The 21,816-nt window shown below is 65.3% G+C and carries 24 protein-coding genes; 8 read left to right on the top strand and 16 right to left on the bottom strand.

Annotation, left to right across the window (positions count from 1 at the left end):
- Positions 1-42: 42 nt before the first annotated feature.
- Positions 43-735, bottom strand: coding sequence for a DUF1294 domain-containing protein (locus AC0GNO_RS03015; RefSeq protein ID WP_472902891.1), 693 nt, complete (start codon positions 733-735; stop codon positions 43-45).
- A gap of 89 nt (positions 736-824) precedes the next feature.
- Here AC0GNO_RS03015 and AC0GNO_RS03020 point away from each other — a divergent pair, with 89 nt between their 5' ends.
- Together AC0GNO_RS03020 and AC0GNO_RS03025 are read left to right on the top strand one after the other, a co-directional pair.
- Entirely contained in the window at positions 825-1,172 is a 348-nt protein-coding gene (locus tag AC0GNO_RS03020; protein WP_472889290.1) for a TA system antitoxin ParD family protein, read from the top strand.
- Between the two features lie 22 nt (positions 1,173-1,194).
- Positions 1,195-1,812 carry an AAA family ATPase gene (locus tag AC0GNO_RS03025; protein WP_472902892.1) on the top strand — a complete coding sequence of 206 codons (618 nt, stop codon included), beginning with the start codon at positions 1,195-1,197 and terminating at the stop codon, positions 1,810-1,812.
- A 4-nt stretch (positions 1,813-1,816) separates the two neighbouring features.
- On the opposite strand, the gene AC0GNO_RS03030 is transcribed toward AC0GNO_RS03025, so the two are convergent.
- Complete coding sequence (locus tag AC0GNO_RS03030; protein WP_472902990.1) at positions 1,817-2,278, bottom strand: Lrp/AsnC family transcriptional regulator; 462 nt, start codon at positions 2,276-2,278, stop codon at positions 1,817-1,819.
- A 127-nt stretch (positions 2,279-2,405) separates the two neighbouring features.
- Between AC0GNO_RS03030 and AC0GNO_RS03035 the strand changes: the two genes are divergently transcribed.
- On the top strand, positions 2,406-3,098 hold the full coding sequence (locus AC0GNO_RS03035; RefSeq protein ID WP_472902893.1) for an aspartate/glutamate racemase family protein: 693 nt from the start codon (positions 2,406-2,408) through the stop codon (positions 3,096-3,098).
- A gap of 6 nt (positions 3,099-3,104) precedes the next feature.
- Here the strand turns inward: AC0GNO_RS03035 and AC0GNO_RS03040 are convergent, their stop codons facing one another.
- Positions 3,105-4,043 (bottom strand): CoA transferase, encoded by a 939-nt coding sequence (locus AC0GNO_RS03040; RefSeq protein WP_472902894.1) that lies wholly within the window; start codon positions 4,041-4,043, stop codon positions 3,105-3,107.
- Between the two features lie 113 nt (positions 4,044-4,156).
- Positions 4,157-5,329, bottom strand: coding sequence for a 4-hydroxybenzoate 3-monooxygenase (gene pobA / locus AC0GNO_RS03045; RefSeq protein WP_472889286.1), 1,173 nt, complete (start codon positions 5,327-5,329; stop codon positions 4,157-4,159).
- A 141-nt stretch (positions 5,330-5,470) separates the two neighbouring features.
- Between pobA and AC0GNO_RS03050 the strand changes: the two genes are divergently transcribed.
- Positions 5,471-6,238, top strand: coding sequence for an IclR family transcriptional regulator domain-containing protein (locus AC0GNO_RS03050; RefSeq protein ID WP_472889285.1), 768 nt, complete (start codon positions 5,471-5,473; stop codon positions 6,236-6,238).
- A 3-nt stretch (positions 6,239-6,241) separates the two neighbouring features.
- On the opposite strand, the gene AC0GNO_RS03055 is transcribed toward AC0GNO_RS03050, so the two are convergent.
- From AC0GNO_RS03055 to AC0GNO_RS03080, 6 genes are all read right to left on the bottom strand, one after another.
- On the bottom strand, positions 6,242-6,955 hold the full coding sequence (locus tag AC0GNO_RS03055) for an ABC transporter ATP-binding protein (protein WP_472902895.1): 714 nt from the start codon (positions 6,953-6,955) through the stop codon (positions 6,242-6,244).
- 2 nt (positions 6,956-6,957) lie between these two features.
- A complete protein-coding gene (locus AC0GNO_RS03060; RefSeq protein ID WP_472889283.1) occupies positions 6,958-7,719 on the bottom strand; it encodes an ABC transporter ATP-binding protein in 762 nt (253 codons plus the stop codon).
- The gene (locus AC0GNO_RS03065) at positions 7,716-8,708 is read right to left on the bottom strand and encodes a branched-chain amino acid ABC transporter permease (RefSeq protein ID WP_291188151.1); all 993 of its coding nucleotides are present in this window, start codon (positions 8,706-8,708) and stop codon (positions 7,716-7,718) included. Before AC0GNO_RS03065 ends, AC0GNO_RS03060 begins: the two co-directional genes overlap by 4 nt.
- 16 nt (positions 8,709-8,724) lie before the next feature.
- Positions 8,725-9,588, bottom strand: a complete 864-nt coding sequence (locus tag AC0GNO_RS03070) for a branched-chain amino acid ABC transporter permease (RefSeq protein ID WP_472902896.1) — start codon at positions 9,586-9,588, stop codon at positions 8,725-8,727.
- 75 nt (positions 9,589-9,663) lie between these two features.
- Positions 9,664-10,851 (bottom strand): ABC transporter substrate-binding protein, encoded by a 1,188-nt coding sequence (locus tag AC0GNO_RS03075; protein ID WP_472889280.1) that lies wholly within the window; start codon positions 10,849-10,851, stop codon positions 9,664-9,666.
- Between the two features lie 345 nt (positions 10,852-11,196).
- Positions 11,197-13,170, bottom strand: a complete 1,974-nt coding sequence (locus AC0GNO_RS03080) for a peptidase U32 family protein (protein WP_472902897.1) — start codon at positions 13,168-13,170, stop codon at positions 11,197-11,199.
- A gap of 69 nt (positions 13,171-13,239) precedes the next feature.
- Between AC0GNO_RS03080 and AC0GNO_RS03085 the strand changes: the two genes are divergently transcribed.
- A complete protein-coding gene (locus AC0GNO_RS03085) occupies positions 13,240-13,992 on the top strand; it encodes an alpha/beta fold hydrolase (protein WP_472889278.1) in 753 nt (250 codons plus the stop codon).
- Between the two features lie 11 nt (positions 13,993-14,003).
- Positions 14,004-14,765: a heparan-alpha-glucosaminide N-acetyltransferase gene (locus tag AC0GNO_RS03090; RefSeq protein WP_472902898.1), complete on the top strand. Its 762-nt coding sequence runs from the start codon at positions 14,004-14,006 to the stop codon at positions 14,763-14,765.
- On the opposite strand, the gene AC0GNO_RS03095 is transcribed toward AC0GNO_RS03090, so the two are convergent.
- From AC0GNO_RS03095 to AC0GNO_RS03120, 6 genes are all read right to left on the bottom strand, one after another.
- Complete coding sequence (locus tag AC0GNO_RS03095; RefSeq protein WP_472902899.1) at positions 14,766-15,413, bottom strand: GntR family transcriptional regulator; 648 nt, start codon at positions 15,411-15,413, stop codon at positions 14,766-14,768.
- Positions 15,410-16,795 carry an aspartate aminotransferase family protein gene (locus AC0GNO_RS03100; RefSeq protein ID WP_472902900.1) on the bottom strand — a complete coding sequence of 462 codons (1,386 nt, stop codon included), beginning with the start codon at positions 16,793-16,795 and terminating at the stop codon, positions 15,410-15,412. Before AC0GNO_RS03100 ends, AC0GNO_RS03095 begins: the two co-directional genes overlap by 4 nt.
- A gap of 10 nt (positions 16,796-16,805) precedes the next feature.
- The gene (locus tag AC0GNO_RS03105; RefSeq protein ID WP_472902901.1) at positions 16,806-18,152 is read right to left on the bottom strand and encodes a glutamine synthetase family protein; all 1,347 of its coding nucleotides are present in this window, start codon (positions 18,150-18,152) and stop codon (positions 16,806-16,808) included.
- Positions 18,153-18,289: 137 nt separating this feature from the next.
- Entirely contained in the window at positions 18,290-19,069 is a 780-nt protein-coding gene (locus AC0GNO_RS03110; RefSeq protein ID WP_472889273.1) for a peptidylprolyl isomerase, read from the bottom strand.
- A gap of 70 nt (positions 19,070-19,139) precedes the next feature.
- Positions 19,140-19,424, bottom strand: coding sequence for a BolA family protein (locus AC0GNO_RS03115; RefSeq protein WP_472902902.1), 285 nt, complete (start codon positions 19,422-19,424; stop codon positions 19,140-19,142).
- On the bottom strand, positions 19,421-19,978 hold the full coding sequence (locus AC0GNO_RS03120) for a septation protein A (RefSeq protein ID WP_226466885.1): 558 nt from the start codon (positions 19,976-19,978) through the stop codon (positions 19,421-19,423). The genes AC0GNO_RS03115 and AC0GNO_RS03120 overlap by 4 nt, the downstream gene beginning before the upstream one ends.
- Before the next feature lie 133 nt (positions 19,979-20,111).
- Here AC0GNO_RS03120 and AC0GNO_RS03125 point away from each other — a divergent pair, with 133 nt between their 5' ends.
- Together AC0GNO_RS03125 and AC0GNO_RS03130 are read left to right on the top strand one after the other, a co-directional pair.
- Positions 20,112-21,095: a YcjF family protein gene (locus AC0GNO_RS03125; RefSeq protein WP_472902903.1), complete on the top strand. Its 984-nt coding sequence runs from the start codon at positions 20,112-20,114 to the stop codon at positions 21,093-21,095.
- Between the two features lie 162 nt (positions 21,096-21,257).
- Entirely contained in the window at positions 21,258-21,755 is a 498-nt protein-coding gene (locus AC0GNO_RS03130) for a hypothetical protein (protein WP_472889269.1), read from the top strand.
- The last annotated feature ends 61 nt before the right edge of the window (positions 21,756-21,816 follow it).

The following is a 21,816-nucleotide window of genomic DNA, read 5'->3' on the forward strand; positions in this document are numbered from 1 at the left end:
GCCTCCCGTCAGGTGAACCCCGCCCATGCCAGCGCAGCACATTCATGGGTTCAACGCGGGAATGGGCAGCCAGGGCAAGAAAACCCAGAGGGCCAGGGCGATGACATGGATCGATGCCGTTCCCCAGTAAACCGATCGGAAGGCCTGTTTGACCGACTTGTGGCGAAGGATCTGGTGGGCGAACCAGGCGCCCGGCCAACCGCCCAGCAGGCCGAGCCCATGCAGCATGTCCTCTGCGGTTCGCCATTGGCCTTTGGCCGCAGCGTATTTGTCCTTCCAGTAGGCGTAGAACGTACCCAGATTGAGAATGAACGCCGCGGGCAAAAACAGCCAGCTCAGGCGGTCCAGCACAATGCCCCCGATCAAAAGACCCGCCCAGATCAGCATCAGCAACAAGGCTGGCCACGCGGGAGACGCCTGGCGCGACGGTGCAACGCGGCGCAATGGCGCCATCCGCGGTTGCCGGTGCGGGTTCTGCGCTGGTGGGCGAGCAGTGGTTTGGTGCGCTCGAGCCGGAGAGGTAGCGCGATCACTTTCGGGTCGCACATCCATGGCACGAGGACCCTTGCTGCCCACATGGATTTCTTCAAAGCTGACCCGCTGGTTGACAGCGGGGGTGGCGTTGCCGCGCCAGTCTCGAATGTGGAAGAACAACTGGGCGTTGGATTGCGGGCCGTGGATGAAGCCGAATCCTTTGGCTTCGTTCCATCGCACCACGGTGCCTTGCTTTTTCATGACGGGGTGCTCCTCCTGATTTGCCGAGGATTATCTGGGTTGTCTCGAAGCCCAAAATGGCGCAAAATGCGCCAAACAGGAGTTTTTCCATGCCCCACGTTGCCAGCCCGTTTTCTTCCGTGAAACTGCCCACCGCTCTGGTGAAGCAGGCCAGGGAAGCGGCCCAGCCGCAGCGCCGTTCGGTCGCTGGCCAGATCGAATACTGGGCCACCCTGGGTCGCATTGCCGATGAAACCGGCCTCACGGTGCAAGAAGCCCGCGAGGCCATCGCCCGCTACGACGCGCGCCAGCGTGGCGGGGCTCTGGACGAATCGCTGGACGCCATCGAGGCGCGGTTTGTGGACGCCGAAGCCAGCGGTCGGCTGGTGCAGGCGGTGAGAGGCACCGTGAGCACCAACCGCAAGATGGCCGACGCCGCACTGCCGCGCGCCGCCTGACACGGCAGAAACCATCCGCGGTTTGGCTGCCCCGGTTTTTTATCTGCTGGCTGGCCCCAACGGGGCGGGCAAGTCCACGTTGTACCGGGGCGCGGTGGCGCAGGGCCTGATTCCCGCGGAGGCCGAGTTCGTCAACGCCGACCTGTACGAAGCGGGTCATCTGCACCATGTGGGCGATCTGGCCGAACGCTCGCGCCAGGCACGCCAGTGGGCCGATGCCCGGCGGGCACAGTGTCTGGCCGAAGGGCGCTCATTCGCCAGCGAAACGGTGTTCTCACACACCTCCAAGCTCGACCTGATGTCCGCCGCCCAGCGCACCGGTTTTGCGGTGGTGCTGATGGTGGTTTGCGTGGACGACCCGCAGCAGTTGCTGGGTCGCGTGAGCCAGCGCGTGGAGGAGGGCGGCCATCCGGTGCCACCCGAACGCATCCTTGCGCGCTATCCGCGCACCGTGCACCATCTGGGCGTGGCCGTGCGGCGTGCCGATCTGGCGCTGCTCTACGACACCTCGCTGCCGCCGGAGCAGGTGTTCCAGCCGCCACGGCTGGTGGCGCGCTTGCGCAGTGGTGAGTTGGGCTGGCAGGCCGATCCGCTGCCCGGCTGGGCGCGGCAGGTGATCAACCCCGAGCCCGGGCGCTGAGCGTTCAATCCGCGTAGTCCAGCGGCAAGGCGGTGGTGAATTTCAGCTCTTCCATCGCGAAACTGCTGCTCACGTCCGAGAGATCGACCGAGCGGATCAGCCGCTTGTAGACCAGATCGTAGGCAGCGATGTCGGGCACCACCACGCGCAACAGGTAGTCCACGTCGCCGCTCATCCGGTAGAACTCAACGATTTCGGGAATGTCACGCACAGCGTCGCGAAAGCTCTCAAACCAGGTCTGGCTGTGTTGGTTGGTGCGCACCGCCACAAACACCGTGACGCCAAGGTTGATCTTCAGTGGATCGACCAGGGCCACGTGGCGGGTGATGAAGCCGTTCTCGCGCAGCCGCTGGATGCGCCGCCAGCAGGGCGTGGTGGACAGGTTGACCGCCTGTGCCATGTCGACCAGCGGTGTTTCTGCGTCACGCTGCAGGATCGCAAGAATTTGCCGATCAATCGAATCCAGTTTCTTTTTCATATGAATTCATAGAATTTTCTTCTCCATTAAGCCATTTACAAAGCCAAAAACGCAAGCCTGTTCTGCGGCCGTCCCCGCACACTCCTTGCATTCACCACGAAGCTTTGGAGCACACATGAAAACCATTGGCCTGATCGGCGGCATGAGCTGGGAGTCGACCATCCTCTATTACCAGTTGATCAACCGCGAGGTTGCCCTGCGACTGGGTGGACTGAGCAGCGCTCGCCTGAACCTGGTGAGCCTGGACTTTCAGGACATTGCCCAGCGCCAGCGCGCGGGCGACTGGGCGGGCATGTCCGCCATCCTGCGCCAGGCCGCGCGCCGCCTGCAGGACACGGGTGCGCAGTGCCTGCTGATCGGCACCAACACCATGCACAAGCTCGCGCCCGAGGTGCAGGCCGATGTGAACGTGCCGCTGATCCACATCGTCGACGTGACGGCAGATGCGATCCTTGCGCAGGGGCTGGATACCGTGGGCCTGATGGGCACGCGCTTCACCATGGAAGAGGCGTTCTATGTGGATCGGCTGCGGGAGCGCGGCATCCGCTGCGTGCTGCCCGACGAAGCCCAACGCACCGAGATCCACCGCATCATCTTTGAGGAGCTGTGCCAGGGCGAAGTCAGCGAGAGCTCGCGCGCCTGGCTGAGCGGCTGCATCACCGACCTGAAGTCGCGCGGCGCGCAGGGCGTGGTGCTGGGTTGCACCGAGCTGCCGCTGATCGTGGGCCCGCAGGACAGTTGCCTGCCCACTTTCGACACCACCGCACTGCACGCCATGGCGGCGGTGGATTTCGCGCTGGCGGTGTGAAAGCGTTCAGGCCGCCAGCGTGTGCAGCGGGATGTCTTTCTCGATGGCCAGCTTGTCGAGCTGCGGGCGCGTCTTGCCCGCGAGGAAGCGGGCCATGGCGGCGTGGGTGTCCGGCTTGAACATCGTGCCCATGCCCTCGAACACCACGTCACCGGCGGCGCAGAGCGAGGCCGCAAAGTGCGGCTCCAGCGCCGCCACGGCCACGCGACCACCCTTGCAGGGGTAGACGCGGTAGCCCGCGTGCGCGCCACCGACGGCGCCCTGAGGTTGCGTCAGGCCCCAGGTGCGGGGGAGCGCGAGCCAGGCCGCGGCATCGCTCAGCGCCACTTCCTGGAACGATCCCTTGCCGCTGGTTTTCTGCACCAGCACCGCCTGGAGCACCGCCTCGCTGGCCATCAGGGCGCCGCCCATGTCGGCGAACAGCGTGGCGGGCAGGTCCAGCCCCGTGATCAGCCCCGCGTCGGCCAGGTAGGTGAGATCGTGACCGGGTTCCTCAGCGCGCACGCCGGGTGCGCCGACGATGGCCACCACCGAGAGCTGCGGATACGACTTGTGCAGCGCCTTCCAGCCCAGGCCCAGTTTGACCAGCGCCGAAGGGCGGAACGAGGTGAGCAGCAGGTCGGTGCGGGCCAGTTCCTTGTGCAGCCGCGCCTGACCCTTGTCGGACTTGAGGTCGATGGTGATGACCTTGATGCGGTCGTGCAGCGCGGCGTAGGCGGTCGGGTTGTACTGGCCCATCGGGTCGCCGCTGGTGCCGGCGGGCGCACCCTTGGGTCCGGGCGGCTCGGCCTTGAGGCAGTTGGCGCCCATGGCCTTGAGGCGCATCAGCGCGGCCGGGCCGGGCAGGTTCAGCGCCAGACTGAGCACGCGCACACCGCGCAATGGTTTGAGGGGGGCCGCGGTTGCCGCGGCGAATGAGGTAGCAGTTGCAGGAATCTGGGCCATGGCGTCCATTGGTGGTCAGCGCATCACGGCCAGCGGACGCTGGCCTGGCCCGGTTGTAACCCGGAAGCCGGCCTCTCGGCCAGCCTGCGGGTGACAGCATCGGTCTCCGTGGTTCAGAACGGCAGGCCCACGTAGTTTTCCGCCAGCGAGCCCTGCGCCTTCTCGGACGAGAACAGGTACTCCAGCTCGGTCTGCTGCAGCTTCTGGTCGTAGGCGATGCTGTCCGGGAAGGTGTGCAGCATCGTGGTCATCCACCACGAGAAGCGCTGCGCTTTCCAGACCCGCGCCAGCGCCTTGGCCGAATAGTTCTCCAGGCCGGCATCGTCGCCGTCCTTGTAGTGCGCAACCAGAGCGTGATAGAGGTAATAGATGTCGGACGCCGCGCTGTTCAGGCCGCGCGCACCGGTGGGCGGCACGATGTGGGCCGCGTCACCGGCCAGGAACAGGTTGCCGTATCGCATGGGTTCGGCCACGAACGAACGCAGCGGCGCGATCGACTTTTCGATCGATGGTCCGGTGACCAGCTGTGCGGCCACGTCGGCTGGCAGGCGGCGCTTGAGCTCTTCCCAGAATTTGTCGTCGGACCAGTCCTCGACGGTGTCGGTCAGCGGCACCTGGATGTAGTAGCGGCTGAGCACCTGCGAGCGCAGCGAACACAGCGCAAAACCGCGCTCGTGCTTGGCATAGATCAGCTCCGGCGACACCGGCTTGGTGCGCGAGAGCACGCCCAGCCAGCCGAACGGGTACACCTTTTCGTATTCCTTGAGCACGTCGCGCGGAATCGACTTGCGGCTCACGCCGTGGAAGCCGTCGGCACCGATGACGTAGTCGCAGTCAATGCGCACCACCTCGTCGCCCGCCCGGTAGGTCACGTAGGGCTTGTCACTCTTCAGGTCGTGCGGCTGCACATCCTCGGCGTTGTGGATCACCACGCCGTTTATCTTGTCGCGCGCTTCGTACAGGTCGCGGGTCAGTTCGGTCTGGCCGTACACCACCACGGAACTGCCGCCGCTGTACTTGTGCAGGTCCACGCGGCTCATCTTGCCGTTGTCGGAAATGAGGAAGCCGTCATGGATCTCGCCTTCGCGGTCCATGCGCTCGCCGCACTGGGCCTCGCGCATGAGCGCGGCGAAACCGTGCTCCAGCACACCGGCCCGGATGCGTGAGAGCACGTATTCCCGGCTCTGGCGTTCCAGCACGATGGTGTCGATGCCCTTGAGGTGCAAGAGCTGGGAAAGCATGAGGCCGGAAGGGCCGCCGCCGATGATGGCTACCTGGGTGCGCATGGATGTCTCCAGTGTTGTGGGGAAGGGGATATGTGCACTGTAGGTTCCCGAGCCGCATATGAACATACCCGTCTATCGACACTGCGCGATCACTGGTTGTGATGTGCGATGATCGCGCAGGACTTTTTCGGGAGCAACTGCATGAGCATCGCCAAAGCCGATTTCATCGAGGGCATGGCCAAAGGCATGGCCGTGCTCGAGAGCTTCGACACCGAGCGCCAGCGCCTGAACGCCACGCAGGCGGCCGAACGCGCGGGCCTCACGCGCGCCGCCGCACGGCGCCACCTGCTCACGCTGGCCCACCTGGGCTACCTCGACAGCGACGGCACTCACTACTGGCTCTCGGCCAAGGTATTGCGCTTCTCGGGCAGCTACCTCGCTTCGGCCCGGCTGCCGCGCCTGCTTCAGCCCACGCTCAACCGGCTGGCGGCGCAGACGCGCGAATCGTTCTCCGCCGTGGTGCTGGACGGTGACGAGGTGGTGATCGTGGCGCGCAGCGCCTCGGTCGGCGGCCAGCGTCTGATGGCCTACGGCCTGCACCTGGGTGCGCGCCTGCCGGTGCACGCCACCTCCACCGGCCGCGTGTTGCTGGCCGCGCTGCCGCGCGCCGAATTCAGCGCCTGGCTCAAGGGCCACGAACTGCCACGCCTGACCCCCAAAACAACCATCGACCACAAGGCCTTCCGCGCCATCGTGGCCCGGGTGCGGGCCGACGACTTCGCGGTTGCCAGCGAGGAACACGAGTTGGGCGTGCACGCGCTGGCCGTGCCGCTGCGAAACATGAAAGGCCAGACCGTGGCGGCGCTCAATGTGGTGGCTTCGCCCGAGCGGCTGGCGCCCGATGTGATGCGCGGTGATCTGCTGCCTTTGCTGCTGGACGCGGCGCGCGAACTGCGGCCGCTGCTCTGAGGTTCAGACCCCGAGGTATTGCTCCAGCAACTCAGGCTTTGAAAGCAGTTCGTCTGAGCTCCCTTCGAACACCACCTCGCCCTTGACGAGGATGACGTTGCGGTCGGTGATCTGGGTCACGTGTTTCCAGTTCTTGTCCACGATCACGCTGCTGATGCCGCTTTCGCGGATCAGGCCGCAGATGCGCCAGATCTCGCGCGCGATCAGCGGCGCCAGGCCTTCGGTGGCTTCGTCGAGGATGAGCACGTCGGGGTTGGTCATGAGCGCGCGGCCGATGGTCAGCATCTGCTGCTCGCCGCCGCTGAGCTGCTGGCCGCCGTGGTTCAGGCGCTCGGCCAGGCGCGGGAAGGTTTCCAGCACGCGGTCGTAGGTCCAGTCGCGCTGGCCTTTGGTGCCGGCGCAGGCCGACATGACCAGGTTTTCCTTCACGCTCAGGTTGCCGAAGATACCGCGGCCTTCGGGCACATAAGCAATACCTTGACGCGCGATCTCGAAAGTCGGGGCACCCGTCATGGGCCGGCCCTTGATCAGCACGCCGCCGCCGCTGGGTTTGACGATGCCCATGAGCGACTTGAGCAGGGTGGTCTTGCCCATGCCGTTGCGGCCCATCAGACCGATGGTCTGGCCCTGGCCGACGGTGAAGTCCACGCCGCGCAGGATGTGGCTGGCGCCGTAGTGGGTGTGCAGGCCGGTGGCTTGAATCAGCGCATTGCTCATGTTCAGTGTTCCTCGCCCAGATAGGCGGCTTGCACCAGCGGATCGCTGCGCACCTCGGCCGGTGTGCCGCTGGCGATCACCTGGCCGTTGACCATCACGGTGAGCTGGTCGGCCAGCGAAAACACGGCGTCCATGTCGTGCTCCACCAGCATCATGGCGTGGTCTTTCTTCAGCTTCTGCAGCAGGGCGATCATGCTTTCGGCCTCGGCCTGACCCATGCCGGCCAGGGGTTCGTCAAGCAGCAGCACAGTGGGCTCGGTCGCCAGCGTCATGGCGATCTCGAGCTGGCGCTGTTCACCGTGGCTGATGGTGGCGGCCACGGTCTGGCTGCGTTGCGTCAGGCCCGCGAGCTCGATGGCGCGCTCGCAACGCTGGTTCACCTGGGTCATGCCGGCGGCGGCGCTGAGCCAGCGCAGCGGATTCCAGGGCGCATGGCGTTCGCGCGACTGTGCGGCGAGGCGCACGTTGTCCCACACGGTGAAGGGCAGGAAGATGTTGGTCTTCTGGTAGCTGCGGCCCAGCCCCAGGCGGGAGATACTCTCCGGGCTGTGGCCGGCGGTTTCCGCGCCGTTGAGCGTGATGCGGCCCGAGGTCGGGGGCAGGTCGCCCGAGAGCAGGTTGGTCAGGGTGGACTTGCCCGCGCCGTTGGGGCCGATCACGGCGTGGATACGGTCGCGGAACAGGTCCACGGAAACCTCGTTCACGGCGGCGAGGCCGCCAAACCGCTTGACGAGCTTCTGGGCTGAAAGCAGCAACTCGCTCATGCCGCGTCCTTCTTTTTCATGAAGCGCTCACCCAGGCCCAGCAGACCACGTGGCGCGAACACCACCACCAGCACGATGAAGCTGCCCATGAGCAACTGCCAGTGTTTGGTCAGGTCCTTGAAGAAATGCATCACATATTCGAAGGCGAAGGCGCCGACGATGGCCCCCGCGAAGTTGCCCATACCGCCGAGGATGACCATCATGATGGCGTGTGCGCTCATGTGAAAGCCCATCAGTTCGGGGTTCACGAAACCGGTCTGCGCGGCCCACAGGTAGCCCGCCACGCCAGCCAATGTGCCGGCCAGGCCGAAGGCCGCGAGCTTGTAGCCGAAGGTGCCGTAGCCCACAGCGCGCATGCGGTGCTCGTTGACGCGGATGCCCGCCAGCACGCGGCCAAAGGGTGAAAACAGCAGGCGGCGCAGGAAGGCGTAGATGCCCACGAGCATGGCCAGCGTGAAGTAGAAAAACGTGGTCTTGTTTTCCAGGTCGATGCCGGTCCAGCCGAAGAGGCTGGCGTCGGGCCGGAAGTTCACGTACAGGCCATCCGAGCCACCCAGTTCCTTGTTGTCAAAGAACAGGAAGAACACCATCTGCGCGAACGCCATGGTGACCATGATGAAGTAGATACCGTGGGTGCGCACCACAAAGAAGCCGATCACCAGGGCGGCCAGTCCGGCACCCAGCGCAGCCACGGGCAGCGACCACCACAGGCTCACGGGCACGTCGGCCGGTGTCAGGAAGGCGAGGGCATAACCCGCCAGGCCGAAATAGGCCGCGTGGCCGAGCGAGACCAGGCCGGTCACGCCCTGCAACAGGTCCAGGCTCATGGCGAAGATGGCCAGGATCATCATCTGCGAGAGCATCTGCAGGTAGAAGTCCGAGCTGTCCGACGGGATCAGCGGGAAGGCCGCCAGCGCGATCGCGCCCAGCGCCAGCAGCGCCTGCACGCCCTTGGGCAGGATTTCCAGAGTGGCTTTGGGGGAGCTCATGCGAGGGTGCCCGTGTTCATTGTTTGAACAAGCCTTCCGGCTTGTAGAGCAGCACGCCGGCCATCAGCATGTAGACGGCCATGCCGGCGATCTGCGGCATCAGCACCTTGCCGAAGGTGTCCACCAGGCCCACCATGAGCGCGGCCACCAGCGCGCCACGCACCGAACCGATGCCGCCGATGACCACCACCACGAAACACATGATCAGCACCGAGCTGCCCATGCCGGGGTAGACGCTGGAGATCGGCGAGGCGATCATGCCGGCGATGGCGGCCAGCGCCACGCCGAGTGCGAACACCACGCCGTGGATCAGGCGGATGTTGATGCCCAGGGCCTCGGTCATTTCGCGGTTGAAGGCACCGGCACGGATCTTCATGCCCAGCCGGGTTTTGGAGATCAGAAAATACAGGCCCAGCGCCAGCGCCACGCACACCGCCGAGATCACCAGCCGGTAGACCGGGTAAGACAGGTTCTCGGTCAGCGGAATGGACCAGTTCACGAGTTCGGGCACCTGCACCGAGTGCACGTCGTCGCCCCAGAGGATGGAGCGCACCTCTTCAAAGATGTAGATCAGCCCGAAGGTGAGCAGCACCTGGTCGAGGTGGTCGCGCTGGTAGAAGTGGCGGAACAGCAGCCATTCCAGCGCCCAGCCCAGCGCCACGGCGATCAGCGTGCCGACCACGATGGCCAGCACCAGGCTGTTGAACTGCGAAGCCAGAAACCAGGCCAGGTAAGCGCCCAGCATGTAGAAACTGCCGTGCGCCAGGTTGACCACGCCCATGATGCCGAAGATCAGCGTCAGGCCGGCGGCCAGCATGAACAGCAACAGGCCGTATTGCAGGCTGTTGAGCAACTGGATCAGGAAGTTGGCGAAGTCCATCGGTTCGGGGCGTGGGCGCAAAGAGGGTCCGCGCCCCGAAAGGCGCGGACCGAAGACAGGAACACCGGGCCGGAATCAGCCCATGCGGCAACCGGTGGCGGGGTCGGCCACAGCTTTTTGTGCGATGCCGATGACCTTGTTTTCCTTGTTTTCCACCTTGCGCAGGTACATGTCCTGGATGGGGTTGTGGGCCTTGCTCATGGTCCACTGGCCACGCGGGCTGTCGATGGTCGCGCCTTCCATGGCGGCGTACAGCGCCTTCTTGTTGGACAGGTCGCCCTTGACCGCGTTGGCGCCCTTGACCAGCAGCAGACCGGTGTCGTAACCCTGCACGGCGTACACGTCGGGCTGGGTCTTGAAGGTCTTGGCGTAGTCGAGGCGGAATTTTTTGTTGCGCGGCGTGTCCAGCGCATCGCTGTAGTGCATGGTGGTCAGCACGCCGTCGGCGGCCGGGCCGGCGGCTTCGAGCACACCTTCGGTCAGGAAGCCCGAACCGTAGAGCTGGATGTTCTTGGAAAGGCCGGCCGCATGGAAGTCGCGCAGGAACTTGGCGGCGCCACCGCCGGCGAAGAAGCAGGCCACGGCGTCGGGCTTGAGCGAGGCGATCTCGGTCAGCAGGGCCTGGAATTCGACGTTGGGGAAGGGCAGGCCGAGCTTCTTGACGATGGTGCCGCCCGCGGCGGTGTAACTTTGTTCGAAGCCTTCGTAGGCTTCTTCGCCGGCCGCGTAGTTCCAGGTGATCCAGACCGCTTTCTTGTGGCCACGATCCACCATGGCCTTGCCCAGCGCCAGCGTGGGTTGGGAGTTGGTGAACGAGGTGCGGAACACATTGGGTGCGCACTGGGCGCGGGTGGCCACGTGCACACCGGCGTTGGGGATCAGGCTGAGCACGCCACTGTCGCGCGCCACCTTGTGGATGCCCATCTGCACGCCCGAGTGCACCGTGCCCACCAGCACGTCGACCTTGTCGCGCTGCACCAGACGGTTGGCGTTTTCGATGCCCTTGGCCGGGTTGGACTCATCGTCCACCTTGAAAAATTCCACTTCGCGGCCACCCAGCTTGCCGCCCTGTTCGTCAAGTGCCATGCGGAAGCCGTTTTCGATCGCCACGCCGAGCTGCGCAAACGTGCCCGTGTAAGGCAGCATGAAGCCCACGCGCACCTTGTCGGATTGCGCCAGGGCGATCTGGGGCAACAGCAGGCCGGTGGATGCGGCGCCAATCACGGCGGCGCTGCGGGTGAGGATCAGTCGGCGGGTGGTCATGGTTTGTCTCCTGTGGGTGGTGTGTATGGACCGGCTCAATGTATGCGGGTGCTGCGGCCGTGTGGATAGTGAATTACCCGTACTTGATGTCTAAACTATTTAGTCTTGAAGACTGATGCAGCCGACCTTCACCCTGTGCGGGGCGCCTGCCCCCACCACTCGGAAGGGGTTTGGTGGTAGAAGACTGGAATTAAAGTGCCTAAAAAAGCCGCACTTTCGCGGCTTGTTGACAGGCAATATACTGCACATCGGCAATCCGGTAGCTAGCAGAAACCCTTGGTATTCAAGTGTGACGACACGATGCCAACGCTTGTGGCGCTGGGAGTTGAGAGCAAGCGGTGTCGTTCAGACCGGGCTCGCCTGGCCCGGTCGCGTCCGGTAAAACTTCAATGGACTGGTCTGCCCGGCTTTCAGCACCGAGGGCCGCATCTTGCCCACCACGTGCATCTCGCAGGGTTTGCAGTCGAAGCGCAGGGTGAGTTTCTCGTTGCCGTTGATGAGCTGCATGGGCTCGGCCTTCACCGTCCCTTGCACGCCGGTCACGCCCTTGGCCTGTTTGGGACACAGGCTCAGGCTGAAACGCACGCAGTGTTTGGTGATCATCAGGCTCACTTCGCCGGCTTCTTCGTGGCTTTCGTAGGCCGCAGCGATCACCTTCACGCCGTGTTTCGCATAGAAGTCACGCGCCTTGTGGTTGAACACGTTGGCGAGGTAGGTGAGCGTGTCTTCCGGGTAGGCCACGGGCGGCTCCACCGGCTGGGTGCGGGGCAGGCGGGTCCATGCGGCAGCGCGCGCGGCTTCCAGGGCTTCAATGGCTTCGCGGCGCAGCGGGTTGAGCAGCGAGGCGGGCACGAAGCGCGGGCCTGAGAGGTTCAACGTCACATTGATGGGTTCGAAGATGGTCTCACCCAGGCGGGCCAGACCCTCGCGCAGCCTGGCATCGGCCTGGGCCGGGTCTTTGGCGGGCGCCAGTGTGCAGGGCAGGGTGGCGGTGGCACTGTGGCCGTCTTCGTCGGTGGCGGTGAGGCTGAGGCCTTCGGGTGTTTGATCCAGCTTCAGCCAGGCGCCGATGCGCCGCTCGGCCGATTTTTTCTCCAGCCCGCGCACCCAGTCCATGTCGCGGTTGCGGTTGACCTGCACACCCTTGCGCAGGTCCTTGAAGCTGTCCATGGCGTCTTTGGGGAAAACGCGCCAGAGGCCCGGTTTGCCAGCCGACTCCGCCCGGTTGATCTGCAGGCCGGTCAGTTCCTTCTGCAGATCCAGGTAACACAGGCCGTCGCCGTTGTGGATCACCGTGGCCGGGTCGTCGGTCTCGAGTTCCACGAAGTTGGGGCCAACCTGGGTCACATAGCCGATCGGGCGGCCCGGGTTCTTGGGCGTGTCGAAGGCGCCGATGTCTTCCTGCCGGCCTTGCACGAAGTAGTCGGTGAACTCGCGGTTGAAGTTCTGGTCCGGGTCGGGCTGGAAGCTGAAAGTGCACTCGCCGCTGGACGCGCGCGCCAGCTCGGGTCGTTCTTCCAGGATCTGATCGAACAGTACCCGGTAGTGCGCGGTGATGTTCTTCACATAGGCCATGTCCTTGTAGCGGCCTTCGATCTTGAAGCTGCGCGCGCCGGCGTCGATCAGGGCGCGCAGGTTGTCGCTCTGGTTGTTGTCTTTCATCGAGAGCACATGTTTGTCGTGCGCGACGATGCGGCCCTGGCTGTCTTTCACTTCGTAGGGCAGGCGGCAGGCCTGCGAGCAGTCGCCGCGGTTGGCGCTGCGCCCGGTGTGGGCGTGGCTGATGAAACACTGGCCGCTGTAGGCCACGCAGAGGGCGCCGTGGATGAAAAACTCCAGCGTGCAGCGCTCCGGGTCGGTGGCGGCGCGGATGTGTGCGATCTGCTGCAGCGTGAGTTCACGCGCCAGCACGATCTGGGAGAGGCCCACGTCCTGCAGAAAACGCGCTTTCTCGGGCGTGCGGATGTCGGTCTGCGTGCTCGCGTGCAGCTGGATCGGCGGCAGGTCGATTTCCAGCAGGCCCATGTCCTGGATGATCAGCGCGTCGACACCCGCGTCGTACAACTGCCAGGCCAGCTTGCGCGCCGGCTCCAGTTCGTCGTCGTGCAGGATGGTGTTCATCGTCGTGAAGATGCGGCTGCCGAAGCGGTGCGCGTATTTCGCCAGGCGGGCGATCTCTTTCACCGAGTTGTCGGCACTGGTGCGCGCGCCGAACGACGGCCCGCCGATGTAGACCGCGTCGGCCCCGTGGTTCACCGCCTCGATGCCGATGTGTGCGTCGCGGGCGGGGGAGAGCAGTTCGAGTTGGTGCGGCAGCATGATGAATCGACAAGAAGGCAGTGCAGAATCGGGCGGAAATAGAACCCGATATTGTCCTGGAGAACGACCATGAATGCACCTGCTGCCTCCGCAAGCTCCGCTTTCGTTCTGGTGCATGGCGCCTGGCACGGCGCCTGGTGCTGGCGCCGTGTCCTGCCCCTGCTGCGGGCTGCCGGCGTTGAAGCCCATGCGGTCACGCTCACCGGCGTGGGCGAACGCGCGCACCTCATGGGCCCCGGCATCGACCTCAACACCCACATCCAGGACGTGATCGGACTGATCGAGGCCGAAGAGCTGCAGCGCGTGGTGCTCGTGGGCCACAGCTACGGCGGCATCGTCATCACCGGGGTGGCACACCGGCTGCAGCGCGAGCGCCCCGGTCTGCTCGTGCATCTGGTGTACCTGGACGCCGTGACCCCACACCCCGGCGAGAGCTGGAGCAGCCAGCACACGCCCGAAACGCGGCAGGCGCGCATCGATGCGGCCGCGCCAAGCGGCGGCATCAGCTTTCCGCCGCCCGACGCCAGCGTGTTTGGCCTGACCGGCGCGGACCGCGACTGGGTCAACCGCCGCCAGAGGCCCCAGCCGCTGGCCGTCTACCTGCAGCCGCTGGACTTCGACGCCGCGCGTGTGGCGGCATTGCCGAGGACCTTCATCGATTGCACATCGCCCGCGCTGCCGACGATCGCCGTGATGCGCCAGCGTGTGCGCAGCGAACCGGGCTGGTCGGTGATCGAGATGGCGACCGGACACGATCCGATGGTCAGCGAGCCTGCCGCACTGGCGGCTTTGCTCCGGGGTGTTCAGGGCCAGCCGGTCTGAGCGCGTCGCCGATGGTTTTTCCGCCCACGCTCCCCAGGCGCCTCGACCGCATCGATCTGCTGCGCGCAGCGGCCATGTTGTGGATGACCGCCTACCACTTCTGTTTCGACCTGGACCACTTCGGGCTGATCCACGAGAACTTCGCCCGCGATCCGTTCTGGACCTGGCAGCGCAGCGCCATCGTGAGCGGCTTCCTGTTCACCGCCGGGCTGTCGCAGGCGGTGGCGCTGTCACAGGGCCAGGGCTGGCCGCGCTTCTGGAAACGCTGGGGGCAGGTGGCGGGCGCGGCACTGCTGGTGTCGGCCGGTTCGGCGCTGATGTTCCCCAACACCTTCATCTACTTCGGTGTGCTGCACGGCATCGCGGTGATGCTGATCGTGGTACGGCTCACGGCAGGGTGGGGCGGCTGGCTCTGGCCGGCCGGTGCGTTGGCCATCGCGGCCAAGTTCATCGCGCCGACGGCGATCGCGGCGATGCCGGTGCTGGAATTTCTCAACGCCCCGGGCTGGAACGCCCTGGGTTTCATCAGCCGCCTGCCCGTGACCGAGGACTATGTACCGTTGCTGCCCTGGCTGGGGGTGATGTGGTGGGGCGTGGCGGCGGGGCGCTGGGCGCTGGCGCACAGGCCGCACTGGCTGGGCGCGGACGACGCGCCGGCCTCGGGCGCCAAGCGCGGGCTCGTGCTGCTCGGACGCTGGAGCCTCCGTTATTACCTGCTGCACCAGCCGGTGCTGATGGGCTTGCTGGCGGCTGTGGTCTGGTTGCGCGGCTGATCAGCCTGCGCAAAACGGCCGCAGGAACTGCCCGGCCACGAACAGATCCTTCTCGATGGCGCGGCGCACGCCCGCGCTGTCCTTCAGGCGCAACGCCATCACCGCGTCGCCGTGCGCTTCGTTGATCACGCGCAACGAAGCAGGCACCTCGAACAGTTTGTTGGACAACGGCCCGACCTTGAGCCAGACAGTCTCGATCAGCGAGAGCAGGGTGGGCGAGGCGGCCGCCTGGTAGAGGCGCAGATGGAACAGCTCGTTGGCGTCCAGATAACCCTTGGCGTGATTGACCTTGAGCGCGTCGCGCATCTGCTGCTCCAGGGCCAGCAGCTCGGCCAGGCCGGCGGCATCGAGCCGGTGCGCGCCGCGCTCGGCGGCTTCGCCTTCGAGCAGCAGCCGCGTCTGCAGCACGTCGTCGAACTCGGCCAGCGAGAGTCTGGGCACCAGCATGCCGCTGTGCGGCACGTTGACCAGGGCGCCTTCGGCCGCGAGACGCTGCAGCGCGGCGCGCACGGGCATGACACCGACGCCGAGTTGCTCGGCGATGGCGTGGATCTTCAGCCGCTCGCCGGGCAGGAACTGGCCCACCGTGACCCACTGGCGCAGGCGCGCGTAGGTCTGGTCCTGCTGGGTGGGTGGGATGGATTTCATGCCAGTGTGATCTGGCCCAGCACCTCGTCGAGCGCGCCGATCAGTTGCGCGACATCGTTGGTCTTGGTCTGCGGGCAGACCAGCATCATGTTGTGGAAGGGCGTGATCATCACGCCGCGGTTGAGCAGGCCGAGGTGGATCAGGTGCTCCAGCTCGGGGTCGAGCACGCCCTCGGCTTCGCCACCGCTCCTGGGCGGGGCCGGGCAGAACTGGAACTCGGTGCGTGCGCCGACCTGGGTCACGCACCAGGGCAGGCCGTGGCGCGCGATGAGGCCGCGCAGACCGTCCGCCAGCCGTTCGGCCAGCGAGAGCATGTGCGCATAGGCGGCGGGCGTCATCACCTCGGCGAGCGTGGCGCGCATCGCGGCCATGGCCAGCATGTTGCCGGTGAGCGTGGTGCCGATGCCGCTGTGGCCGGGTGGCGCGTCCTGCTTGGCTTTCACGGCACGGGCGGCGAGATCGGCGCTCATGCCGTAGACAGCGCAGGGCACGCCGCCACCCACCGGCTTGCCGAGCACGAGCGCGTCGGCCTCGATACCGTGGGCGCGGGCGTAGCCGCCGGGGCCGGTGCTGATGGTGTGGGTCTCGTCCATCACGAGCAGTGCGCCGTGGCGGCGGATGAGGGCCTGTGCCTCGTCCCAGAATCCCGGCTCGGGCAGCACCATGCCGATGTTGGTCATCACCGGCTCGGCCAGCACGCAGGCCACGTCGCCCTGCGCCAGTGCCGCCTCCAGACCGGCCAGGTCGTTGAACTCGACCACCACCGTGTGTTGTGTCAGGTCGTGCACCTGGCCGAGCAGGCTGTCGCGTTGCACGGGCTGGCCGTTGACGAGATCGACGAACACGTCTTCGATGGTGCCGTGGTAACAGCCGTTGAACACCAGCAGCTTCTGGCGCCCGGTGGCGGCGCGGATCCAGCGCACGATGTAGCGGTTGGCGTCGGTCGCGCTCATGGCGAACTGCCAGAACGGGAGGCCGAAGCGCTCGGCCAGCAGGGCGCCGACGGCGGCGGCGTCGGCCGTGGCGAGCATGGTGGTGTAACCGCGCGTGGCCTGCTTCACCAGAGCGGCGGCGACCGGCGCAGGCGCGTGGCCGAACATGGCGCCCGTATCGCCCAGGCAGAAATCGACCAGGCGGTGGCTGTCCACGTCGGTGACCTCGGCGCCGCTGGCCTGGCAGACGTGCAGGGCGAAGGGTGTGCCCCAGTCGTTCATCCAGTGCAGTGGCACGCCGAACAGCAGGTGTTCGCTGGCCTGGGCGGCCAGGGCGGCTGACGCCGGGTTGCGCTCCGCAAACGACTGGCGCTCGCGGGCGAGGAAGGCGAGGGCGCGGGTCCAGTCGAGGCCATTGCGGCTGGCCCGTTGAAGGGGGTGAGTGTTCATGGGCGCCACCTCAAACCAGCAGGAGAAGGTGCTCGCGTTCCCAGGAACTGATCACGCGGTTGTAGGTGGCGTATTCCAGCTCCTTCACCGCCAGAAAGGCGTCGATGAAGGCGCCGCCGAACACGTCGCGCACCGGCTCGCATTCGCGCATGCGGCGGATCGAGTCTTCCATGTGGCTGGGCAGCTCGAAGTCCATGTCCCAGGCGCTGGTGTTCATGGGTTCGCTGGGCTGGCGCTTTTCCACCATGCCGAGGTAGCCGGCGCCGAGCGTGGCGGCCATCGCCAGGTAGGGGTTCACGTCCACGCCGGGCACGCGGTTTTCCACCCGCCGGTTGGCGGCGTCCGACTCGGGCACGCGGATGCCGCAGGTGCGGTTGTCGTAGCCCCACTGCACGTTGATCGGTGCCGACATGAAGCGCGAGAGCCGGCGGTAGGAGTTCACGTAGGGCGCCAGCATGGGCATGATCTGCGGCACGTAGCGCTGCAGGCCGGCGATGTAGTGGTGGAAAGCAGGCGTGGCCGAGCCGTCTGGCAGGCTGAAGATGTTCTGCTTCGTCTCGGCGTCCAGGATGCTCTGGTGGATGTGCATCGCGCTGCCGGGCTCGGCTTCCATGGGCTTGGCCATGAAGGTGGCGAAGATGCCGTGGCGCAGCGCGGTCTCGCGCACCGTGCGCTTGAACAGGAACACGCGGTCGGCCAGGTCCATGGGCTCGCCGTGGGTGAAGTTGATCTCCATCTGGCCGGCACCGGCTTCGTGGATCAGCGTTTCCACGCCCAGGCGGTGCACTTCGCAGAAGCGTGACAGCTCCAGGAAGAAGGGGTCGAAGTCGTTGACCGCGTCAATGGAATACGACTGCCGGCCAGCCTCGGGCTTGCCGGTGCGGCCCAGCGGCGGCTGCAGCGGTTCGTGCGGGTTCTGGTGGCGCGCCACCAGGTAGAACTCCATTTCGGGCGCCACCACCGGCTGCCAGCCCTGCGCTTCGTAGAGCGCCAGCACACGCCTCAGCACGCTGCGGGGCGCGAGCGCCACCGGTGTGCCGTCGAACTCTTCGCAGTCGTGGATGATCACCGCCACCTGCTCGGCCGCCCAGGGCACCATGCGCGCGGTGGCGAGGTCGGGCACACAGACCATGTCCGGGTCGGTGTCGCCGACGAAGGCGGTGTTGTCGGGTTGCTGGCCGTTGACCGTGTTGAGCAAGACGCTCTTGGGCAGGCGCATGTGGCCGGAGTTGAGGAACAGGTCCTTGGGCAGGATCTTTCCGCGGGCGATGCCTGTCATGTCGGGGATGACGCATTCCACCTCGTGGATGCGGTGCTGGGCGAGAAACTCGCGCAAGCTGTCGGTTGAAACGCTCATATGCAGCCTGATTTGATCAAAAGTGACCACAATTCTGTCACTTATCTGAGTTGCCGAGAATATTTGATCAAATATGGCGATTGGACGAAAAAAAGCGCGACCCGGAGGTCGCGCCTGGGTAAGCCAGCGTCTGCTGCTTACTCCACCTTGGCCTTTTCCCGCAGGCTGGCCTGGAACGCTGCCACTTTCTGCTGTTTCATCTGCTGGGCGATCTGGTCCTTGATGTCTTCGAGCTTGGGCAGCTGGGCCTGGCGCACATCGTCCACGCGGATGATGTGCCAGCCAAACTGGCTCTTCACCGGTTCCTGTGTCATCTGGCCCTTTTCCAGCTTGACCATGGCTTCGGAGAACTCGGCCACGTAGCTGGACGCGTTGGCCCAGTCGAGGTCGCCGCCGTTGGCGCCGGAGCCCGGATCCTTCGACTGCTTCTTGGCGATGTCTTCGAATTTGGCGCCGCCCTTGATGGACGCGATGACCGCTTTGGCTTCGTCTTCCTTCTCCACCAGGATGTGGCGGGCGCGGTATTCCTTGCCACCATTGCTGGCTGCGAACTTGTCGTATTCGGCCTGGATTTCAGCGTCCGTCACCGGGTTCTTCTTTTCATAGTCCGCGAACAGCGCGCGGATCAGGATGGTCTGGCGGGCCAGTTCCATCTGGTCCTTGTATTCGGGCAACGCGGCCACACCGCGTTTTTGTGCTTCCTGCATGAAGATTTCACGCAGCACGACTTCTTCTTTCAGCTGGGCACGCACCTCGTCGGTCACCGGACGGCCCGATGCCTCGATCTGCTTGGCCAGCACCTCAACCCGCGCGGTCGGTACGGCTTTGCCGTTGACAATGGCCACGTTTTGCGCAGCGGCCCAGGGAGCGGCTGCAAGAAGGACGGCCGCGGTCAGGGCCGACAGGGAAAATTTCATGGTGTTCCTCGGGTGAAAAAAACGGGGGGCCAACGGGCAGGGAGGGGTGCGAGGCCCGTGTGCTGGCTGGTCAGGTCTGGATTTCAATCGCCAGCGCGTGCAGGCCCGCGTCGGTGAATTTTTGCAGCGCATCATACACAAGCCGGTGTTGCGCCACGCGGCTTTTGCCAGCGAAGGCCGCCCCGCCGATGCGCACCCGGAAGTGCGTGCCGTGGCCCAGACCGTTGGCGCCCGCATGGCCGGCGTGGGCCGCACTTTCGTCGATCACTTCCAGCACCTCGGGCGCCAGGGCCTCGCGCAGCGTTGCTTCCAGAGCGGGGGCGGTGGTGATCACGGGGGTGGGTGTTGCGTTCATGGTTTCTGGGCTCCGTCGCCGGGGGTGTCGCCGTCTTTCAGGTAGCGCGCGATGTACAGGCCCTGACCGACGATGAAGACAATCGGGAACACATAACCCCAGAGCTTGAAGTTGACCCAGTCTTCGGTGGAGTAGTAGGCCGCCACATAGGCGTTGATGCCGGCCATGAAAAGGAAATAACCGATCCAGATCACGGTGAGCCGCGCCCACACCGCGGTGGGCAGCGTGAGCTGGCTGCCGAGCAGGATCTGCAGGAAATTCTTCTTCCAGATCCAGAGCGCCGCACCCAGCACGATCGCCATGCTCGCGTACAGCACGGTGGGTTTCCACTTGATGAAGCGTTCGTCGTGCAGCGCCAGGGTGAGGATGCCGAACACGATCACCAGCACCAGCGTGACCTTCTGCAGGGTCTGCAGCCGGCGGTCGATGGCGTAGATGAGGCCCGTCTGCACCAGCGTGGCGACCATGAGCACCGCGGTGGCGGTGTAGATGTCGTGCAGCTTGTAGGCTGCGACAAAGAGGCCGATGGGAAAGAAGTCGATGAGAAAACGCATGATCCGATTATCGGGCTTGTGTGCCGGGTGCCGTGCGACAGGGGTTTCGCCCTGTACCCGGGTCGGCGCCGGAACTTCAAACACCATCGGTGCTCTACAGTGCTCCTTTGGCCACAACGAAGCTTCACCAACCATGCTCGCCACCGAACAACAGTCCATCCTGACCATCACCCTGCTGGCCGCGTTTGCGGACGGCCACAAGGCCGACACCGAACGTGAGGCCATCCGCAGACTGGCCGAGACGCTGGGACACGAAAGCGGCGGCGCCGGGCTGGCCCAGCTGTACCAGGACGTGCTGCTGAAACGGGTCTCGCTGGGCGACGCTGTGGCTGGCCTGGTGGACGCCGGACAACGCCAGCTCGCTTACGAGATGGCCGTGTGTGTCTGTGATGCCGACGGGCGCCAGAGTCCCGCGGAAACGGCCTTCCTGGCCGACCTGAAAGCCCGTTTGCAACTCGACGCGGCAGAGGCCTCGGCGTTCGAACGCGACGAAGAGGCGGTTCTCGATGCAGCCGACAAAGCGGCACCGATGGCCGTGCCAGCGGTCGCAACCGCCTCGACGGCGCCACCTGCGTCACAGAACGCGCCGCGGGATGCCGCCCTTGACGCCCAGCTTGACAAGACCATCCTGAACGCAGCGATGCTCAACGGTGCGCTCGAATTGCTGCCGCAATCCTGGGCCTCGATGGCCATCATTCCGCTGCAGGTGCGCATGGTCTACAACATCGGCAAGTCCCATGGCGTGGAGCTGGACCAGGGGCACATCCGCGAGTTCATCGCAGCGGCGGGCGTGGGTGCGACCTCGCAGTACATCGAGCAGTTCGGTCGCAAGCTGCTCGGGGGCCTGCTGGGCAAGGTGGCCGGCCGCGCCGTGGGCGGTCTGGGCCGCGCCGCCACCGGCATGGCGTTTTCGTTTGCCACCACCTACGCCCTGGGTCAGGTGGCCAAACGTTACTACGCCGGTGGCCGGGTGATGAGCACGGCGCTGCTGCAGGAGACTTTCCAGAATCTGCTCACGCCGGCCAAACAGCTGCAGGCGCAGTACCTGCCGCAGATCCAGGCACAGGCCCAGTCGCTGGACATGGGCAAGGTGCTGGCGATGGTGCGTGGTGGCTGAAGTCAACGGCGGATTTTGTTACAAGCGCAGACACGCCGCCCTCCTGATGTCTGGCGGTTTTGCCCCAGAATCGGCAAGGGGTTTCTGTTCGCTTCCGCACGGTGGCCGAGCCACTCCCTTGTTATTGTTCGACGCACCCCATTTCACTTCAGGACACATCCTATGACGACGCACATCCGACGTGGTTTCAAACTGATCGGGCTGAGCCTGGCCATCGCCGCACTCACCGCCTGCGGCGGCAACGACGATCCCTTGCCGGGTGACACCTCGGGCGATCTGGTGGCCAAGTACATCGGCTCCTGGGAAAGCGGGTGTTATGAAGACAGTGGCGCTTCGGCCCATCTGCGCGCCGACTTCACCAAGGCTTCTGCCACCGGCTTCACCGGTGAGGTGGTGGCCTACGCCTACATCGGCACCTCGTGTTCCGGCCCGAGCGTCAAGAATGAGAAGGTGTTCACCAACATGGTCATGTCGCACGACGGCACCAAGGTGGTCGGCGGCGTGACCGCCGACAAGTTCGCCGGCACGGCCGACCAGGGTTCGGCCAAGGTGCTGCTGACCGTGAGCGGCAACACCCTTCGGATCGGCGACCCTGACGCCAGCAAGGACGCTCAGGGCTACCCCAACGCGTTTTACGACAAGTCCATGTCGCGCATCTGATTCGTTTCTGAAGAAGAGGCATCGGCGCCCGTCACCCACCCGTCAGGTGGGTGACGGGCTT

The sequence above is a fragment of the Hydrogenophaga sp. L310 genome (assembly GCF_055703065.1).

Excerpts from the sequence above, each read along its gene's own strand:
- AC0GNO_RS03080 (WP_472902897.1), bottom strand. The coding sequence starts at position 13,170 with ATGCTGCCGCACCAACTCGAACTGCTCTCCCCCGCCCGCGACGCACAC.
- AC0GNO_RS03085 (WP_472889278.1), top strand. The coding sequence starts at position 13,240 with ATGAATGCACCTGCTGCCTCCGCAAGCTCCGCTTTCGTTCTGGTGCAT.
- AC0GNO_RS03090 (WP_472902898.1), top strand. The coding sequence starts at position 14,004 with ATGGTTTTTCCGCCCACGCTCCCCAGGCGCCTCGACCGCATCGATCTG.
- AC0GNO_RS03100 (WP_472902900.1), bottom strand. The coding sequence starts at position 16,795 with ATGAACACTCACCCCCTTCAACGGGCCAGCCGCAATGGCCTCGACTGG.
- AC0GNO_RS03120 (WP_226466885.1), bottom strand. The coding sequence starts at position 19,978 with ATGCGTTTTCTCATCGACTTCTTTCCCATCGGCCTCTTTGTCGCAGCC.
- AC0GNO_RS03020 (WP_472889290.1), top strand. The coding sequence starts at position 825 with ATGCCCCACGTTGCCAGCCCGTTTTCTTCCGTGAAACTGCCCACCGCT.
- AC0GNO_RS03130 (WP_472889269.1), top strand. The coding sequence starts at position 21,258 with ATGACGACGCACATCCGACGTGGTTTCAAACTGATCGGGCTGAGCCTG.
- pobA (WP_472889286.1), bottom strand. The coding sequence starts at position 5,329 with ATGCGCACCCAGGTAGCCATCATCGGCGGCGGCCCTTCCGGCCTCATG.
- AC0GNO_RS03035 (WP_472902893.1), top strand. The coding sequence starts at position 2,406 with ATGAAAACCATTGGCCTGATCGGCGGCATGAGCTGGGAGTCGACCATC.
- AC0GNO_RS03060 (WP_472889283.1), bottom strand. The coding sequence starts at position 7,719 with ATGAGCGAGTTGCTGCTTTCAGCCCAGAAGCTCGTCAAGCGGTTTGGC.
- AC0GNO_RS03105 (WP_472902901.1), bottom strand. The coding sequence starts at position 18,152 with ATGAGCGTTTCAACCGACAGCTTGCGCGAGTTTCTCGCCCAGCACCGC.
- AC0GNO_RS03070 (WP_472902896.1), bottom strand. The coding sequence starts at position 9,588 with ATGGACTTCGCCAACTTCCTGATCCAGTTGCTCAACAGCCTGCAATAC.
- AC0GNO_RS03015 (WP_472902891.1), bottom strand. The coding sequence starts at position 735 with ATGAAAAAGCAAGGCACCGTGGTGCGATGGAACGAAGCCAAAGGATTC.
- AC0GNO_RS03110 (WP_472889273.1), bottom strand. The coding sequence starts at position 19,069 with ATGAAATTTTCCCTGTCGGCCCTGACCGCGGCCGTCCTTCTTGCAGCC.
- AC0GNO_RS03095 (WP_472902899.1), bottom strand. The coding sequence starts at position 15,413 with ATGAAATCCATCCCACCCACCCAGCAGGACCAGACCTACGCGCGCCTG.
- AC0GNO_RS03050 (WP_472889285.1), top strand. The coding sequence starts at position 5,471 with ATGAGCATCGCCAAAGCCGATTTCATCGAGGGCATGGCCAAAGGCATG.
- AC0GNO_RS03075 (WP_472889280.1), bottom strand. The coding sequence starts at position 10,851 with ATGACCACCCGCCGACTGATCCTCACCCGCAGCGCCGCCGTGATTGGC.
- AC0GNO_RS03055 (WP_472902895.1), bottom strand. The coding sequence starts at position 6,955 with ATGAGCAATGCGCTGATTCAAGCCACCGGCCTGCACACCCACTACGGC.
- AC0GNO_RS03040 (WP_472902894.1), bottom strand. The coding sequence starts at position 4,043 with ATGGCCCAGATTCCTGCAACTGCTACCTCATTCGCCGCGGCAACCGCG.
- AC0GNO_RS03125 (WP_472902903.1), top strand. The coding sequence starts at position 20,112 with ATGCTCGCCACCGAACAACAGTCCATCCTGACCATCACCCTGCTGGCC.
- AC0GNO_RS03065 (WP_291188151.1), bottom strand. The coding sequence starts at position 8,708 with ATGAGCTCCCCCAAAGCCACTCTGGAAATCCTGCCCAAGGGCGTGCAG.
- AC0GNO_RS03115 (WP_472902902.1), bottom strand. The coding sequence starts at position 19,424 with ATGAACGCAACACCCACCCCCGTGATCACCACCGCCCCCGCTCTGGAA.